The organism is Rheinheimera sp. EpRS3, from assembly GCF_001513785.1.
Lineage (GTDB): Bacteria > Pseudomonadota > Gammaproteobacteria > Enterobacterales > Alteromonadaceae > Alishewanella.
This window is the reverse complement of sequence record NZ_LNQS01000013.1, coordinates 22,647-39,554: the sequence shown is the minus strand read 5'-3', so window position 1 is coordinate 39,554 and position 16,908 is coordinate 22,647. Positions and strand designations below refer to the sequence as shown.

Genomic DNA, 16,908 nt, shown 5'->3' with positions numbered 1-16,908 from the left:
ACCTATAGATCAACCAGCGTTAAAACTTATTTTGTGCTGCCATGCCGGGCGGCAATATTTGCTCTACACCGCCAAGCCGTTTGGCCATTTGCATAATGCGATCATGGTGTTTAGCCAGTGCGGTTTTATCGTCTGCGGTTAAACAGCCGGTTAGCGTTTGGTAATACTGCTGGCCCTGTTGAATGGTTTTTTCCGTTTTTTGCCGCTGCGCTGCCGGTAAAAACATTAATGCCTGGCGCGATACCTCCAGCATTGGCTGCACACTGTCCAGCACCGGCCAGGTGACTTTGGCGCTTAACTCAACCAATTGTACCGGCGTAAAACCATGCTCTTTTGCCAGTTGTTCAATTTGTGTCTGATAAGCTGAGTCTTTTTCCTGGGCGCTAATTTCGCGGTAGTGGCGAGGCCAGTCACAGTGTTGCTGCAAATTAAACTGCTTGTTCTGCGGCCTTTGCTCTAACTGCTGCAACTTGGGCAACATGGCTTCAAACTGGTCCAGGTTGGCATCTGTCAGCACCGTTGCCGCCATTGCACGCACTGCAAACAGGCTAAGCAATGCCAAACCGGCAACGCTATTTCGCTTAATCATACTATCTCCGGAATTAAAGTTATCACGCCATCTGAACAGGCTAAGGCTTAATCCAGCCTGAAGGTTTGTGTCGCACTGCTTAAACGAAAGCCTAGCTTTAAACAAAAAACAACACTGCCAGCCCCAATGCCAGTATTACCAGCGTGGCAGCTAACAACTTATTCGCCAGCGCCCTGCCCCCCAATATAAATACCAGGGCGCATTTAACAACGGTATTACTCAGTGCCGCTACGGTAACCGCACCTGCAGCCAGTGCTATGCCGTCTGGTATACGCCGGGCGTAATCTGCCATCGACAAAGTTATGGCATCCACATCGGTTAAACCAGCCACAGCGGCCAGCAAATATAAACCTTCAGTGGCAGCGTATTGCTCGGTAAGCTTTACCAGCAGCAAAATAACAGCGAATAGCGCACCAAACTTCATTGCGGCAATCAGGCTAAAAGGGTTAGTCACTTTAACGGTGCTTTGCTGCGGCGCCTGGTAGCGTTTGCGGCCAAGGTGATAGTAAATGGCAGCCATAATAGCGGTAGCCACTGCCATCACGCTAAACGGCAGCCATAAATGCGCCAGCAAAGGTTTATACACAATACTTACTGTTACCAGCACACGGATAAACATTACCAGCCAGGCCAGTAATATCCCGCAGGCCTGAGTATCGGCAGCTAACGGATCGGGCTCAAATTTGCTGCTGCGGGCAAAACTTAGGGTAACCGCCGTAGATGACGCCAGGCCACCACTGATACCGGTAACCACGGCGCCATGGGCCGCACCAAGCCAGCGCACGGCAACATAACCCAGCAGCGACATAGAAGAAATCAGGATCACCAGCAACCAAAGCCGGTAAGGGTTAAGCGCCTGCCAGGGGTCTATCGGTTCGTTAGGTAGTAATGGCAGCACAATAAAACTGGCAATAAGCAGCTTTACCCCGGCGTATAAATCTTCGGTGCCGATTTTACTGACCATAGTGTGTAGCGGCCGTTTAAAGGTAAGAATGGCCGATGTCAGTATACCCAGCATAACGGCAAGCTCGGCGTAGCCAAACATGACCGCGCCACCGAGTAAACACACGGTAATAGCGCTAATTTCGCTGGTTAACCCCAACGCCGTTGGGTTGTGACGGTTTTCCAGTATGTAAGCTGTGAGTACCGCCAGTGCTACCACCAGCACCGTAATAACAAATAACCAGGGCGATTGCAGATGCAGTGATAACCAGGCCGATACCGCGCCCGCCTGGGCAAATAAAATATATGTACGTAAGCCGCCAAAACCACCAGGATGCTCGTCACGGCGGTGTTTTTCCCGTTCAATGCCAACTAAAGCTCCCAGCAACAAGGCGATTAAAAAGTTTTGCACCATATCAATATCAAATTCAGACACTTTCGATTTAACTCAGTCGTTTAGCTATTATGGGCCACAGCATAGCGCAGTTTTTCCGGCCGCGGCAGATGCAACCGCAGCAAACAGTTAAATTGAGCAAACAGCTAAATTGAGCAAAACCGCGGTTCGCGTTACACTCGCCGCCTTTATATTGTTAGTGAGTTTGCTTATGGCACTAAAAGCCACCGTGTTTAAGGTTCAGCTGCAAATTGCAGATATGGACCGGCATTATTATCAGGATCACAGCCTGACACTGGCGCAGCATCCATCAGAAAATGACGAGCGCATGATGGTGCGTCTGTTAGCTTTTGTTATCAATGCCAGCGAAACACTGGCTTTTACCAAAGGCTTAAGTGCAGAAGACGATGAACCGGAGCTATGGGACAAAACCCTCAGTGGTGAGATTAACCTGTGGGTAGAATTTGGCCAAAGCGATGAAAAATGGCTGCGTAAAGCCGCCGGACGGGCTAAACAGGTGCAATTGTTTTGTTATGGCGGGCGCAGTGTGCCGGTGTGGTGGAAAAACATTCAGCAGCCGCTGGAGCGGTACCAAAACCTGGCCGTGCTGGAGATTAACGAAGAATCGGTAAAAGCGATGGCGAAACTGGTAAGCCGTAATATGAACCTGCAATGCAATATCAGCGAAGGCCAGATCTGGCTGTCAGATGCAGAGCAAAGTGTACTAATTGAACCTGTGCTGCTAAAAGCAGCACAGTAATACCGGCCTGCGCCTGCTTACCCCAGGCGTGGATCGCTGTCTTTAATCACCGGCTGCGCTTTGTTTTGCGCCAAAAATGCCAGCAGTGCCGGATAATCATCAAACTCCATCAGCTCACGGAACAAGGTCCAGTCTACCAGACTATAAAGCGCCATAGCGACATAATCCCATTGAGCAAACTCACCATTGTCAGCCTGTTGTTCCAACACATACAAAGAGGTGGCTACCCGCTCACGCTGTAAATTAAAAAACAGCTTATCGTCATTGGTGTCAAAACCGCTGCGGCTGCATTGCAGCAGCATTACTAAAGAATCGCTTACTGCATTAATCACCGTTAGCTGGTTTTCCTGATACCAGCTAAGCGGCGCTATACCCAGCTTGGGTGCCAGATAGCGATAGATCACGCCTGAATCAAAAATAACCTGGCCCGCATCGTCCAGCATTGGAATACGCAGGGCCGGGTTAATGGCTGCCAGTGTTTGCCGCCCTTCACCGGCAAAAATATTCAGGTTAATAAATTCATGCGCGGTAGTAGCCAGCAATAAGCGAATGCGCCGCACATAAGGTGAAGTTTGTGAACCATATAGTTTCATATTTACTCCTTAACAGGCGCTGTTGCAGCGCGTAATGAATTCAGGCTAAAACCGGTTACCAGCATGGTGCCGGTAATAACAATGGCAGCACCGGCCAGGGTATGCCAGCCGACAGTTTCATCTAAAAACAGGTGGCCCCACAGCACGCCAAATACCGGAATTAAAAAGGTCACGGTTAATGTTGGTGTGGCGCCTAAATCCTGCACCAGCCGAAAATACAACATATAGGCCACACCGGTACAAACTACTCCCAGCGCCAGCACAGCATACAAGCTTTGGCTGGCCGGTTCAGCTACCGGCAAAGGTATAAACCATAGCAATGGCAATAACCACAGGCAGGCTCCCCACATATTGCCATGCGCATTAGTAAAAGCCGGTACCGGTTTAGCCAGCCTGGTATACCAGGTAGCAATACCATAACAGCAGGCGGCCCCCGCGCCTGCAGCTATAGCCGGTAAGGCGTTGCTATTTGCTGTAGCATCAAAACCTACCAGTATGGCCACACCGCAGATCCCCAGCAGTAAACCGGCAGCAATTTTTACTGACATGCGCTGGCGAAAAAACACCCAGCCAATTAAGGCACCCCACAGCGGTGCCGTGGCATTAAGCACCGCCAGTAAAGATGCGGTTAGTGTTTGTGCCGCATAAGCAAATAACAGAAACGGCAAGGCCGTATTAAAAAAGCTCAGCAGCATAAAATGGCCAGCGTAGCCACGTATTGGCAAGCTGCGTTTAAACGCTACGGCAACCAGTGCCAGAAACAGCGCCGCCAGCAGCACCCGGCCAAACATCAGCCAGGCCGGGCCAAGCTCCGGCACTGCAATACGCATAAACAGGAAAGACGCGCCCCAGATAGCGGCCAGCGAAAATAAACGAATAATACTGCCTGAATTCACCTTCACTGTCCTGTTTATCAGTTATTACTACTGTGTATCTTTAATTACTGGCCACTGCACTTACCAGTACAACCAATACCCACTTGCAGCGGCGATTAACAGTAGCGCCAGAAGTATTAAGCCCCAGGGTTGTTTTTTCTCAGCATAGGGGTCTTTTAATGAGCGTTTAGCGCCTTTAGGTAACTTAGCCAAGCCGGTTAACGCCGCACCAAAGGGCACATTAATTTTTGCCCGGGTGTTAACCGCCCAACCATTGGCATCCAGTAAAGGCCCAAGATTACGCCGCCGTAGTGTCATAAAAGCCATTAACATAGAAGGGCATGAAATTAGCAGCATAACGCCAAGCAGCACTAACGGCACCTGCCACCACTGCAGCGAAAACAAACCGGCAACCACAGCAGCGAGCATGGTACCCAAAGCTCCCAATGCCAAGCCAATAGCGGCAAAAATACCGGCAAATTTAGCAATATCAAAACCAGACGTCGCCGCAGCAGGAGTTGCGGCCGCACTGGCAACACCACTGGTGGTTTTGGCTTCAATATCTTTATCACGCGATGCGGCAAATTTTTGTAATTGGCTTTCAATAAAAGCTGCTACCCGTTTATAGGGTGACCAAAAGGCCTGGCGGATACTAACGGGTTGCGCCACAACTTTTATAACACTGGCTTTCCAGTCCCGGCCTTTACGGTCATAAAATATACCGTTGCGCCCGGGCACCATCAGCTCATCGACATCGCCGCCGGTAAGCGCAGCAACAATATTTACCGCCGCTTCACCGTGACGTGTACAGGTACAATACACCAGATAACAACCACTGAACGGTGCCATACTGGCGTGGCGGGCCATATCCGCCACATACAACACCAACTCGCAACTGCGTTGATCCAGATACAGGGTACCGGCCTGGAAAATGGCTTTATTTTCGCCCTGATAAAAATCACTTAACGACACATAATTTCGCAACAAGGTAACCAGATTGCGCTGATAGTGCACCAGACGCTCTACTGCATCGACATTATCGGCAAAGGTTTTTTCAGCCAAATCAAGGGCGATTAACTGCTCAAGCCGCGCTGAAGTATCACTGGTGACTATGGTGGCCAGACGCTCAAGCTCAAGTTGATGTAATGCTGAATCGGGCTTGGCCGCCTGCCAGGCGCGCCACGTTGCCAGTTTGGCCGAAATAGCTGACCAATCGGCAAAACTTAAACTGTCTGGGGTTTTACCCAGCAGAGGCTTAACAACTACCTGGCATAACTGCTGAATTTTCTCCGCCCAGGCCGGGTTAATACCCTGCCCTAATGGTAATGCCAGGCCCGCGCCTACCTCGGCCAGCGGTAAAGCAGCAATATCATCGTCGCCCTGGCCTATCGCGCGGTTTGCCAGCACGGCGTACACGGTGGCCTCAGGGTTTAATGCCTGGGCAGCACGGCTGTCAAATGCGGCTAACTGGCAGCGGACAAAAAAGTCATCGACTTTTGCCTGCACGCTGTCAAATACCGCCACGGCAGCTGCGGTATCGCTACCCAATGGCTGTAAGTCTTCAGACTCTGCGGCTCCGGCTTTATGCCAATCGACTATGGCCTGCGCCTGAGCCATAAAACTGCTTAGCATCTCGGTGTCAGTGCCCTTACCGCCACTGCGATCAGCCACGCCGCCTAATACACTGACAATATCGCTGATCAGCTGTTTTACGTCATCATCAGCGGCCAGCTCGGCCATAACCACGCCATCACCGTTGAGATGATCCGGCGAAAACAAACGGGATTTATCAGTAAAATCGTCAACCTGCAAACTGTCGTCGGCTGTTTTACCGGTGTATTGCAGTACACGCAAAGCGGCCGTTTTGATGGCCGCGCCGTTTTCATCAGCGTCAGATATTGCATCTAGTGGCACACCCGCTGATTGAAACATCAGGTCGGCATCGGTAAGGCGCTGGCAACACCAGCTTACTGCGGCCTGTATTTCCGGTACCCGTATCTGGCCGTCAGTGTCGAGATCTAATAGCGCCAGAGTGCGGCTGTCAATTTCCAGCCCGGAGGTTGGGCAGCTCAGCACTGTCCAGAGTTTAGGATCAAGCTCGCTTAGGTGTTGCAAGTCGGCGCCGGTTTCCAGCGCAACCTGATCAAAACCGCCAGAGCGGAAAAAACGCCATTTATGTTGTGTAGTGTTGTCAGCCACGGCCGTCGCTCCCTGAGACGAAAAAATCAATTTAGCATAATGCAGCGCCACACTATTTACCAAGTGCTTAATGTGCTGCCAGATACAAAATGTACCCGCTGGCAACTTTATTGGCTGCCCCAATAGGCTGCCAACCCAGCTGGCGGGAAAAAATGTAATGTGGAAATTTAGCCAGCCGACATTGCCAAGCTATGCAGCTTTATTGCATAATCATCCGGCTTCATTTTTGCTTTATAGCTTTTGGCCCACGCTTTGCGTGGGCTTTTTACGTTATGCTCAGCGCTCAGCCTTTATCATCATGGCCAATACGGCTGGCGACAGCACCGGTTTGCTGCTGGTATTTCGCATCCAAGCGTTTGTTGTATGGCCGCTCAGCCGGGCCTGTCATCAGCTCAAAGTTCAGCGCACCAATTTTCATCTGTGGCCGAAGCGCTAACGGCAACTTGCCACTGTTGTAAAACTCCAGCACGATATTGCCAGACCAACCCGGGTCAATCCGGTGTGCAGTAACATGCACCATAAGGCCCAAACGCGCCAGTGACGAGCGGCCATCTAACCAGCCAACGATATCATCCGGCAAGGTGACCGATTCCAACGTCATTGCCAGTGCCAGCTCGCCCGGGTGTAAAATAAACTTATCGCCATCAGCTATGTATATTTCATCGCTCATTACGCTGTTTAGCGCTTTATCCACTTCGGCGCGCGGGCCGCTTAAATCAATGTAAGCAGCCGTATGGGCGACAAAGACGCGAAATTTATTGCCCAAGCGAATATCAACACTAACGCCGCTTATCATGTCGGCGTCTGGCAACGGGGTAATGCTAATTTTACCTTCGGCTAAATAGCGTTCTATATCGCGGTCACACAGTCTCATCTTAATCGTCCGTTATTATTATTTCAGGTTGGCCGACCGCTTGCGCAGCAGCGTGCCAATGCAATGCCAGCATTAATTGCCGGCCGATTGTACGGTAAATTTGTGCCACTGGCTGCTGTTTTAGCACTATCGGCACCCCGGCATCGGCCTGCTCCCGAATCTGTTTTTGCAGCGGCAACTGGCCCAGCACCGGCACCTGATAACGCTCTGCCAATAAGATGCCACCTTCGGTACCAAAAATATCATCCCGTGTGCCGCAGTGGCTGCACTGATAAAAACTCATATTTTCAATCAGGCCCAACAGCGGAATATTCACCTGGCGAAACATGCTTATGGCTTTTTCTGCATCCGACAGTGCCACATCCTGCGGCGTGGTAACCACCACAGCACCGGTTACCGGCAGTTTTTGCGCCATAGTCAGCTGAATATCACCGGTGCCCGGTGGCATATCAACAATTAAATAATCCAGCTCTGGCCACAAGGTTTCGTTCAGCAGTTGCAACAAAGCCTGGCTGGCCATAGGGCCACGCCAGACTGAGGCTTGCTGTGGGTCAACCAGAAAACCGATAGATTGCAAATACACACCATGGGCAAACTTGGGCTGCATTAACTTATTATCCGGCGAGCTGATTTTCTCACCGCTCAGCCCCAGCATCACAGGAATAGACGGGCCATAAATATCGGCATCCAGCAAGCCAACTTTGGCGCCTTCCAGCGCCAGTGCTACCGCCAGATTAGCCGCAGTTGTAGATTTGCCCACCCCGCCCTTGCCCGACGCAACAAGAATAATCTGCTTAATATCTTTAAATACCGGCGCTGTTGTCAGTTGGTAATCCAGCGTTAACTGATAACTAAAGCCGGCATCACGCAACGCCTGCTGCAGCGGCTGCGCTATGGATAACAACGGCAGCTTCAGGCTGATACGCAGATTGTTTTTCTGCAGGCTAACGCTATCGAGCAGCAGCGCTAAAGGCGCGCCGCTATCGGGCAGTTGCCAGTGTTGCAGCAACTGCTGGGCAGCTTCTGGCAAAGTGTCGGTTTTGGCGGATTTAAACCAGTTAAACATCAGCAAATTCCAAATTCAGGCGTTAACACGTTTTTTTAGCAGATCCGTACCTTGGCGGGTGCGGATCGATGGCGGCTAGTGTATCATTTAGTGAAATTTTTTCAGTTATTTATGCAAAAGAGCACCGCTTAATGTCGACACGCAAAATACTCGTTACCAGCGCTTTACCCTATGCCAACGGCCCTATCCATTTAGGCCACTTACTGGAATACATTCAAACCGATATCTGGGCCCGATTTCAAAAAGCCCGCGGCCATGAATGCTATTACGTCTGTGCCGATGACGCGCACGGCACGCCTATTATGCTCAAAGCGCAGGAACAGGGCATTACGCCTGAGCAAATGATTGCCAAAACCAATATTGAACACCAGGCCGACTTTGCCGGTTTCGGCATTGGCTTTGACAATTATCACTCGACCCACAGCGAAGAAAACCGCGAATTTGCCAGCCAGATTTACAATAAACTCAATGATGGCGGCTACATTAAGCGCAAAACCATCAGCCAGTTATTTGACCCGGAAAAGCAAATGTTCTTGCCCGACCGTTTTGTTAAAGGCGATTGCCCCAAATGCGGCGCCCTGGACCAAAACGGCGACAGCTGCGATGTCTGTGGTGCGACTTACAGCCCGACTGAAGTTAAAAATGCCCGCTCTGTAGTGTCCGGCGCCACGCCGGTATTAAAAGACTCTGAGCATTATTTCTTTGATTTACCGGCCTTTAGCCAGATGTTGCAAGACTGGACACGCAGCGGCAGCTTACAGGATGAAATGGCCAATAAACTGCAGGAATGGTTTAAAGATGGCCTGCAAATGTGGGATATCAGCCGTGATGCGCCCTACTTTGGCTTTGAAATACCCAATGCACCAGGCAAATTCTTTTATGTCTGGTTAGATGCGCCTATCGGTTATCTGGCCAGCTTTAAAAATCTGTGCGATAAAACCGGTATCGATTTTGACAGCTTCTGGCGCTTGGATTCTGACGCCGAGATATACCACTTTATCGGCAAAGATATTATTTATTTCCACAGCCTGTTTTGGCCGGCCATGCTGCACGGCGCCGGTATGCGCAAACCCAACGCCATTTTCGCCCACGGCTTTGTTACCGTAAACGGCGCGAAAATGTCCAAGTCGCGCGGTACTTTTATTAAAGCACGCACTTATCTTGATCATTTAAACCCGGAATACCTGCGCTATTACTTTGCTTCTAAGCTAAGCAGCAGCATTATTGATCTGGATTTAAACTTGGATGATTTCAGCCAGAAGGTCAATGCCGATTTAGTCGGTAAAGTGGTGAATATTGCCAGCCGCTGTGCCAGCTTTATTACTAAGCGCTATGATGGCAAGTTATCGGCTACCGTGGCAGAGCCTGCCCTGCTGGCAGAATTTACTGCCGCAGGGGAAAGCATTGCCGACAGCTTTGAAAAACGTGAGTTTGCCCGTGCTATACGCGACATTATGGCGCTGGCCGATAAAGCTAATCAATACATTGACGCCAAGGCGCCCTGGGTGCTGGTAAAAGATGACAGCAAACAGCAGGAAGCGCATGACGTCTGCTCAATGGGCATTAACCTGTTTCGGGTATTAATGCATTATTTAAAACCGGTGTTGCCGTTGATGGCAGCAGAAACGGAAGCCTTCTTAAACAGTGAACTGAACTGGAACAACTATCAGCAGCCGTTAACCAACCATGCAATCAACCCGTTTAAAGCGCTGATGCAGCGGGTTGACCCGGTAAAAGTAACCGCCATGCTGGATGCATCGCAAGAGAATCTGCAAGTGCAAACGGCAGCACCGGTTAAAGCTGCCGCTAAAGCAGAAAAAGCCGTAAGCACAGAGCGCGAGCCAATTAGCGATACCATCAGTATTGATGATTTTGCCAAAATTGATTTGCGCGTAGCCAAAATTATTAAAGCCAGCGCGGTAGAAGGCGCCGACAAACTGGTGCAACTGCAACTGGATATTGGCGGCGGCGAAGTACGCCAGGTGTTTGCCGGCATTAAATCGGCTTACAGCCCTGAGCAACTGGAAGGCCGCTTAACCGTGATGGTGGCAAACCTGGCGCCACGCAAAATGCGCTTTGGTTTATCCGAGGGCATGGTGTTAGCCGCAGGCCCTGGCGGCAGCGACTTGTTTATTCTGTCACCGGATGACGGTGCCCAGCCCGGTATGCGCGTGAAGTAACGGTTTCAGGCAGCTTTTGGCTGCCTGTATTTTTTAAAAAGGCAACGGATGTCCAGTAAACACCCTTATCGCAGCTTTAGTGCATTATTTCTTACCACTTTGCTAATGTTGGTGGCTCAGGGTTCGTTGTCAACTTACCTGGGTTTATCGCTGGCACAGCAAAATGTCGATTCTATCTGGATTGGCGCCTTAATGTCCTGCTATTACCTTGGCCTGGTGCTGGGCTCTAAGCTTGGTCATAAAGTTATTGCTCAGGTTGGCCATATTCGTGCTTTTGTTGCCAGCGCAGCTATTGTCAGTGCCTGCGCCATGAGCCATGTGCTGATCAACCAGCTTGAGGTTTGGCTGGTTATGCGCGTTATCGTGGGCATGGGCATGATGTGCCAGTATATGGTGCTGGAAAGCTGGCTGAACGAGCAAACCGAAAGTTCGCAGCGTGGCACCGTATTCGCCTTTTATATGATCACCTCTTATCTTGGCATGATTGGCGGCCAGGTAATGCTAAGCCAGTTTCCTGAGCTTGGCATAGCGCCACTGCTGATTATCAGTATGTGTTACTCGCTGTGTATAGTGCCAATTGCGCTAACAACACGTATTCACCCGGCACCACTGCAACCGGCGCCGCTAAAAATTCTGGCGTTCTGGAAACTGGTGCCACAGTCGCTAACTGCGGTGACGGTAGCAGGCATGATGGCAGGTGCCTTTTATGGCCTGGCGCCAGCATATGCTGCCAGCAAGGGCATGGATACAGGCCAGGTAACGCTGTTTATGTCGGTAACCATACTGGCCGGCCTGCTAGCCCAATGGCCAATGGGCAAAATTTCAGACCGTATTCCGCGCAGCCGTATTTTGCGTTTTAATGCAGCAATACTGACGGTTCTAACACTGTTAATGGCTCTGCTGCCGTTATCTGGTTTTGCTTTACTGATTGCCACCTTTTGCTACGGCGTGCTAGCGTTTACGCTTTATCCTATTGCTTCTGCTTTTGCCAACCAAAACGTGGAGCAAAACGATCGGGTAGCCTTATCTGCCACGGTATTACTGACTTTTGGCCTGGGCGCCTGTTTTGGCCCGCTGCTGGCATCGGCACTGATGCAGTTAATTGGCCCGGCTATGCTGTATGCCTTTATCAGTTGCTGTGCTCTAACACTGTTTTTGCGGCTGATCCGGGTAAATTACACACAAAAAATGGTTAAGCGGATGATGGACGAACAGCAAAATGCCCAGTTTAAAATGGGCTCGGGTGATTTGGTATCATCACCACTGGCAGCAGCGCTTGATCCGCGTGTTGACGAAGAAGTAGTTGTGGCACAAATGCGCGACGAAGACTTTATTGCCGCTTATCAGCAGGTACCTGCCGGCTATGATGAGGATATTGAACAAGAGCAACAGACGGAAGATCATTTTGATCCCGGCGAGCCCGCTGACAACTATCCCCGCAATACTGAGCAAAACAAAACCGTCTGATGACGGTTTTGTTGCTGTGCTGCTTATTTGCTAGTAACTGTGTTAGTTACTGTGCATAACCACTTTGTTCCACAGGTTCTGGTTTTTAACATAAGAGAAATATTCATCCGGGCGCCAGAATTTAGGCAGCAACGGCATGTTTTTGCGCTCTTCAAAGTTTGATACCAGTTTGCTCAGAATTTCCAGTAAGCGCTCTTCGCTGATCCGCTCCAGCTTTTTGCGCGCTTGCGGGTAATACAGGTTGTTTTCAACACTGACAATACAGCCCTGGGCAGACACGTTATAAGTAAGGTTACGGGTAACCATCCGGCAGATAGGCTGGCGGATATCAGCCGGATACAGCCCGGTAACAATGGCATATTCGTAACGATCCAGATCTTGCCGGTCGGAATCTTTCGGAATATAGGTTATGCCAAACCCCTGCGGGAAAATACCGGTAATACTGAGCAGGGCATCTACCGCGACCTTGCTATATACGCCCTTCTCAACCCCCTTTTCCAGCACCAGTGCAACTTTAGGCAAGGTCTCATAGGCAAAGCTGCTTTTGGTCGACAATACAACCGAGGTATAAATTTGCGGAATTTTAAGCACATTGCCAATACCGTGTTCCGGTTTAATAGCATTTTTCAGCAAGGTGAGGACAAAGTTCTGCCGCTCGCCTTCGAGCTTAATAAACTGGTCACGCTCTTCTCTGGAATTACCGCTGTATTTATCCAATCCAAGACCCTGAGTAACATATTTCAGGCTTTCGCGATAACTAATTTGCAGCAACGCCAGCCGCTCGTCATTCTCAAGCACGCGAAACTCGTCGGCTTTACCATCAGCACCTTTTAATATCAGTTGTGCTTCAGGGTGGCAGTTACCAATATCCTGCAGCAGTGCTGCCATTAACAGCGGGATCTGCACATCATCGCGAAACGGGTCATACTCACCTTTGCCGGCTTTTAAACCTTTGCTGGCCTGATAACGCTGCTGTACATAAGCATTATTCAGCTCACCATCGGTTAGCAGTTTGTCCAGCAAGCGCAGTGACAAAATGGCTTTATATAAATGCTTACTTTTTTGATTACTGGCGGCAATATGCTTGCCTTCGGTGGGCGACAACAGCTGAATAGTACCGAGTAATTTGGCACTGTTCATGTGGGTATCTTCCTGTGATTCGCCCTGACATAACTCCAGAACATCCAGGCAAATCTTTTTCAGTGCCGCCATGCGGGCATTGGCTTCTTCACTTCGGGCCTGCTGAAAGGTTTGCCTCTCACTTTGCGCTTGCTGCAAATTACGCTCAACCAGCGCCAGATCGCGCTTGTTTACCTGCTTCTGCCGGTTTTCAAACAAAAATACCTGTTGCTCCAGCTCTGTTTTTTCAGCCTGTTGCGCTACCGCCTGCTGAAAATACTGCACCGCCTGCTCGTACATGGAGTCGGCTACTGCTGTCGTATCACAAATACGGTTAATCAGTGTTGACACCAACTTACTGTACGTTGATTTTCCGATGCTACCTAAAGTCATTCTGGTAAGGCGTCCTTGTTACAATATGCTCGCTGCCCGGCTGGCACAAAATGTTGTGTGGGCAGGTAAAGGTTTTCGGCAAATCAGAATGTTAACACAAGCTTGCCAATGGTGGCATTACTGGCCATTAGCTGATGTGCAATTTGTGCCTGGCGCCAGTCAAATTGTTGTTGCAGCACCGGCTGTATCTGGCGCTGCGCCAGCATGCTGGCAAAAGCCTGACTAAACGCCTTGGTAAGATTAGTTTTATACCGGTTACTGCGGTTACGCAAGGTCGAACATATCAGTTGGCCGCGGCGTTTAAATAAAGGTGCTAAATTAAGTTGTGGTATGTCGTGCCCGCCCATCATGGCATACAGTACAATTTTGCCATCCATTGCCAGTAACGGAATTTCGCGGCTGATATAATCTCCAGCTACCGGATCCAACACCAGATCCACGCCTTGTGGCCAGTGGCTGGCTAGTTCCTGTTCAAAAGCGTTTGTTTTATAGTTTATCGCCAGCTCGGCACCCAGTGCTGCACACACCGCCAACTTATCAGCGCTGCTGGCCGTAACAGCCACTTTTGCACCAATGGCTTTTGCCAGTTGTATGGCCGCCGTGCCCACTCCACTGGCGCCGGCGTGAATAAGCACCCGCTGATTGCTCTGCAGGTTACCGATGCTGCACAGCAACTGGTAAGCAGTTAAGAAGACTTCTGCCGTCGCTGCAGCTTCTGCCATGCTATAGCCTGCCGGCACCGCCATGGCATGGCCGGCATGTAGCAGCGCATATTCGGCATAACCCCCACCCGGCACTAAACCAAACACTGCTTTACCTAACCAGCTTTTATGCAGTGGCCCGGCAGCGACAACCACACCAGCCACTTCCAGCCCCAAAATGTCGCTTTCACCCTCTGGTGGCGGGTACAAGCCACGACGCTGCATTAAATCTGCCCGGTTAATACCGGCTGCGGCTACCTTAACCAGCAGTTGTTCTGCTGACGGTTGTGGTACTGCACGCTGTTCGATACGCAATGTGCTGTCTTTACCTGCGTTTTCTACGGCAATAACCTGCATAGTGGCGGGGATGTTAACCAAAACTAACTCCTTAGCAAATTGGCTGCTTTAGCTTAAATTGTGCTTTAGCTTTGGGCAGCGCTTCTCTACAATGCGGCCTTTAGTCTAGCACAGTGTGTAAACGCCCATGAATAAGCCATCAGTCTCATCTGTATTACCCCGAGTAACTCTGCAGGAAACCCGGGAGAAGTCATTAAAACGGCTGCATCCGTGGATATTCTCCAAAGCAGTGAAAAGTGTCAGTGGCAACCCTGCTAATGGCCAGACGATTGAGGTAGTCAGCAGCAAAGGTGAATGGCTGGGCTATGGCGCTTACTCTGCCGAGTCACAAATACGGGCGCGGATCTGGAGCTTTAACCCGCAAGAGCAAATCGACGCGGCATTTTTCCAGCGCCGTATTGCCCGCGCCTGGCAGTTACGCACTGAGCTGTTTGATCTTAGCCACACCACGGGTTTAAGGGTGGTAGCGGCAGAATCTGACGGTTTACCCGGTGTTACCATCGATAAATACGACACCATACTGGTGTGCCAGCTGTTATCTGCCGGTGCCGATGTCTGGCGTGATGCCATAGTGCAGGCTCTGATAGCGTTGTTTCCAAAGCACAGTATTTATGAGCGCTCTGATGTTGATGTGCGCAAAAAAGAAGGCTTAAAACCGGTTACCGGCTGGCTGCATTTGCCGCGTGATAACGGTGAAGTCGTGATTAAAGAACACGGTATGTCGTTGCTGGTTGATGTAATGCAGGGCCATAAAACCGGCTTTTATCTGGATCAGCGTGCCAGCCGGGCCGCTGCCAAACGTTATGCCAAAGATAAAACTGTGCTGAATTGCTTTAGCTATACCGGTACTTTTGGTGTAGCCGCACTGCAAGGCGGTGCGCTGGCGGTAACCAATGCTGATTTGTCTGATCTGGCGCTGAGCACTGCCCTGAAAAACGCTGAACTTAATCAACTTGATCTGTCAAAAATTGATAATGTTAAATTTGACGTATTTAAACTGTTGCGCCAGTACCGCGAGCAAGGTAAGCAGTTTGATATGGTGATCCTGGACCCGCCAAAATTTGCCGAAAGCAAAGCGCAGCTTATGGGAGCATGCCGCGGTTATAAAGATATTAATATGGTTGCGATGCAAATTGTAAAACCCGGCGGTTTATTACTGACATTCTCCTGCTCTGGCCTGATGGAAGACAGCCTGTTTCAGAAAATTGTTGCCGATGCCGCACTGGATGCCAAGCGTGACTGCCTGTTTATTGAAAAACTGAGCCAGGATTGTGATCACCCTATCGCCAGTTTCTACCCGGAAGGCAGTTACCTGAAAGGCTTAGTGTGTAAAATCTATTAAAACCATAAGCTTGGTATCAGCCAGCCCTTAAGGTATGCTGATACCAGTTTGTTATTACCGGAGAAACAGCATGAAAGTATTAGCACTTGCCTTAGCACTGAGTAGCAGCCTGGTTTCTGCAGCGAATTGGCAGTTGGATAATAGCCAGTCAGCTTTGCATTTCGTCTCAGTCAAAAATGATGTGGTCGCTGAAACGCATCAGTTTAAGCAGTTAAGCGGCAACTGGGATGGCAGCAAGGTGAGTATCAGTATTCCTGTGAGCAGCCTGGATACACTGATCCCTATTCGTAACGAACGCATATGGCAGTATGTACTGCAGGCGGAGCAATTTGCGGCCATTACGGTATCTGCAGAGCTTAAACAAGATGCAGTAGCAAAACTGGCAGTTCGCGACAGCATGCTGCTGGAGCTACCACTGAACGTTACCATCGCCACAGAAACGGTGGCGCTAAATGCCAAACTGCGTATTACCAAACTCAGTGCTAATACACTGCAAGCGGTAACAGAAGCTCCGCTGATGCTAAATACCGGCAGCTTTAAACTCACTGACGGTGTAGCAAAATTGCAGGAGCTGGCAGGACTTAAGAGTATTGACGCCCTAGTACCGGTTAGTTTTACTGTGCGCTTTAACCAACAGTAAAAGCTTAGTTTGGCTAAGCCCTAATGCAAAAAAGCAGCTTTGGCTGCTTTTTTTATTGGCTAAGTTTAATTTAGCTCCATAAAAGCTAAACCCAACTGATAAATATCTTCACTTTCCTGGCTGCAGCGCATCACTTTTGCGCTGGCATCCAGCGGCGGTATGCTGGCATTGGCAGAATCAAGCCGCACCCGGATCAAGGTGCCCATTTCCAGCGGTTCATCCACTTCAATTGACATACCTGATGCACTTAAATCACGGCAAATGCCATCTATCACCCGCCCGGTTTCAGGATCATTAATCATCAGTTTTACGTCAGCATTGACCATCATCCTGAAATAATGCCGGTTGTCGCCTTTTGTCAGCATAATACCTCCCTTAACTACGTCAGGGTTAGTTATAGAACTTTCCATCGCTGGT

The 16,908-nt window shown here is 49.9% G+C and carries 15 protein-coding genes; 5 read left to right on the top strand and 10 right to left on the bottom strand.

Annotated elements, in window-relative coordinates; all coding sequences use genetic code 11:
* Window positions 1-19: 19 nt before the first annotated feature.
* Both AR688_RS19440 and AR688_RS19435 read right to left on the bottom strand, forming a co-directional pair.
* The gene (locus tag AR688_RS19440) at window positions 20-589 is read right to left on the bottom strand and encodes a hypothetical protein (RefSeq protein WP_068238180.1); all 570 of its coding nucleotides are present in this window, start codon (window positions 587-589) and stop codon (window positions 20-22) included.
* A gap of 97 nt (window positions 590-686) precedes the next feature.
* The gene (locus tag AR688_RS19435) at window positions 687-1,967 is read right to left on the bottom strand and encodes an MgtC/SapB family protein (RefSeq protein ID WP_068238177.1); all 1,281 of its coding nucleotides are present in this window, start codon (window positions 1,965-1,967) and stop codon (window positions 687-689) included.
* A 169-nt stretch (window positions 1,968-2,136) separates the two neighbouring features.
* On the opposite strand from AR688_RS19435, the gene AR688_RS19430 reads away from it, so the two are divergent.
* Window positions 2,137-2,685 carry a YaeQ family protein gene (locus tag AR688_RS19430; protein ID WP_068238276.1) on the top strand — a complete coding sequence of 183 codons (549 nt, stop codon included), beginning with the start codon at window positions 2,137-2,139 and terminating at the stop codon, window positions 2,683-2,685.
* 17 nt (window positions 2,686-2,702) lie between these two features.
* Here AR688_RS19430 and AR688_RS19425 read toward each other — a convergent pair whose 3' ends face one another.
* The 5 genes from AR688_RS19425 to apbC form a co-directional block, all read right to left on the bottom strand.
* The gene (locus AR688_RS19425; RefSeq protein ID WP_068238176.1) at window positions 2,703-3,278 is read right to left on the bottom strand and encodes a glutathione S-transferase family protein; all 576 of its coding nucleotides are present in this window, start codon (window positions 3,276-3,278) and stop codon (window positions 2,703-2,705) included.
* Between the two features lie 2 nt (window positions 3,279-3,280).
* A complete protein-coding gene (locus AR688_RS19420; protein WP_068238175.1) occupies window positions 3,281-4,174 on the bottom strand; it encodes a DMT family transporter in 894 nt (297 codons plus the stop codon).
* Window positions 4,175-4,234: 60 nt separating this feature from the next.
* Window positions 4,235-6,352 carry a hypothetical protein gene (locus AR688_RS19415; protein WP_156420366.1) on the bottom strand — a complete coding sequence of 706 codons (2,118 nt, stop codon included), beginning with the start codon at window positions 6,350-6,352 and terminating at the stop codon, window positions 4,235-4,237.
* Between the two features lie 283 nt (window positions 6,353-6,635).
* Entirely contained in the window at window positions 6,636-7,226 is a 591-nt protein-coding gene (gene dcd, locus AR688_RS19410; RefSeq protein ID WP_068238172.1) for a dCTP deaminase, read from the bottom strand.
* 1 nt (window position 7,227) lies between these two features.
* Window positions 7,228-8,292 carry an iron-sulfur cluster carrier protein ApbC gene (gene apbC / locus AR688_RS19405; RefSeq protein WP_068238171.1) on the bottom strand — a complete coding sequence of 355 codons (1,065 nt, stop codon included), beginning with the start codon at window positions 8,290-8,292 and terminating at the stop codon, window positions 7,228-7,230.
* A gap of 131 nt (window positions 8,293-8,423) precedes the next feature.
* On the opposite strand from apbC, the gene metG reads away from it, so the two are divergent.
* Window positions 8,424-10,472: a methionine--tRNA ligase gene (metG, locus tag AR688_RS19400; RefSeq protein ID WP_068238271.1), complete on the top strand. Its 2,049-nt coding sequence runs from the start codon at window positions 8,424-8,426 to the stop codon at window positions 10,470-10,472.
* A gap of 48 nt (window positions 10,473-10,520) precedes the next feature.
* Window positions 10,521-11,939: an MFS transporter gene (locus AR688_RS19395; protein ID WP_068238169.1), complete on the top strand. Its 1,419-nt coding sequence runs from the start codon at window positions 10,521-10,523 to the stop codon at window positions 11,937-11,939.
* A 42-nt stretch (window positions 11,940-11,981) separates the two neighbouring features.
* Here AR688_RS19395 and AR688_RS19390 read toward each other — a convergent pair whose 3' ends face one another.
* Both AR688_RS19390 and AR688_RS19385 read right to left on the bottom strand, forming a co-directional pair.
* Entirely contained in the window at window positions 11,982-13,451 is a 1,470-nt protein-coding gene (locus tag AR688_RS19390; protein ID WP_068238166.1) for a hypothetical protein, read from the bottom strand.
* An 83-nt stretch (window positions 13,452-13,534) separates the two neighbouring features.
* Complete coding sequence (locus AR688_RS19385; protein WP_156420365.1) at window positions 13,535-14,530, bottom strand: NAD(P)H-quinone oxidoreductase; 996 nt, start codon at window positions 14,528-14,530, stop codon at window positions 13,535-13,537.
* 106 nt (window positions 14,531-14,636) lie between these two features.
* Here AR688_RS19385 and AR688_RS19380 point away from each other — a divergent pair, with 106 nt between their 5' ends.
* Together AR688_RS19380 and AR688_RS19375 are read left to right on the top strand one after the other, a co-directional pair.
* On the top strand, window positions 14,637-15,851 hold the full coding sequence (locus AR688_RS19380) for a class I SAM-dependent rRNA methyltransferase (protein ID WP_068238160.1): 1,215 nt from the start codon (window positions 14,637-14,639) through the stop codon (window positions 15,849-15,851).
* A gap of 70 nt (window positions 15,852-15,921) precedes the next feature.
* Window positions 15,922-16,491, top strand: coding sequence for a YceI family protein (locus AR688_RS19375; protein WP_068238157.1), 570 nt, complete (start codon window positions 15,922-15,924; stop codon window positions 16,489-16,491).
* A 65-nt stretch (window positions 16,492-16,556) separates the two neighbouring features.
* Here AR688_RS19375 and AR688_RS19370 read toward each other — a convergent pair whose 3' ends face one another.
* A complete protein-coding gene (locus AR688_RS19370; protein WP_068238154.1) occupies window positions 16,557-16,856 on the bottom strand; it encodes a PilZ domain-containing protein in 300 nt (99 codons plus the stop codon).
* Window positions 16,857-16,908 lie beyond the last annotated feature (52 nt).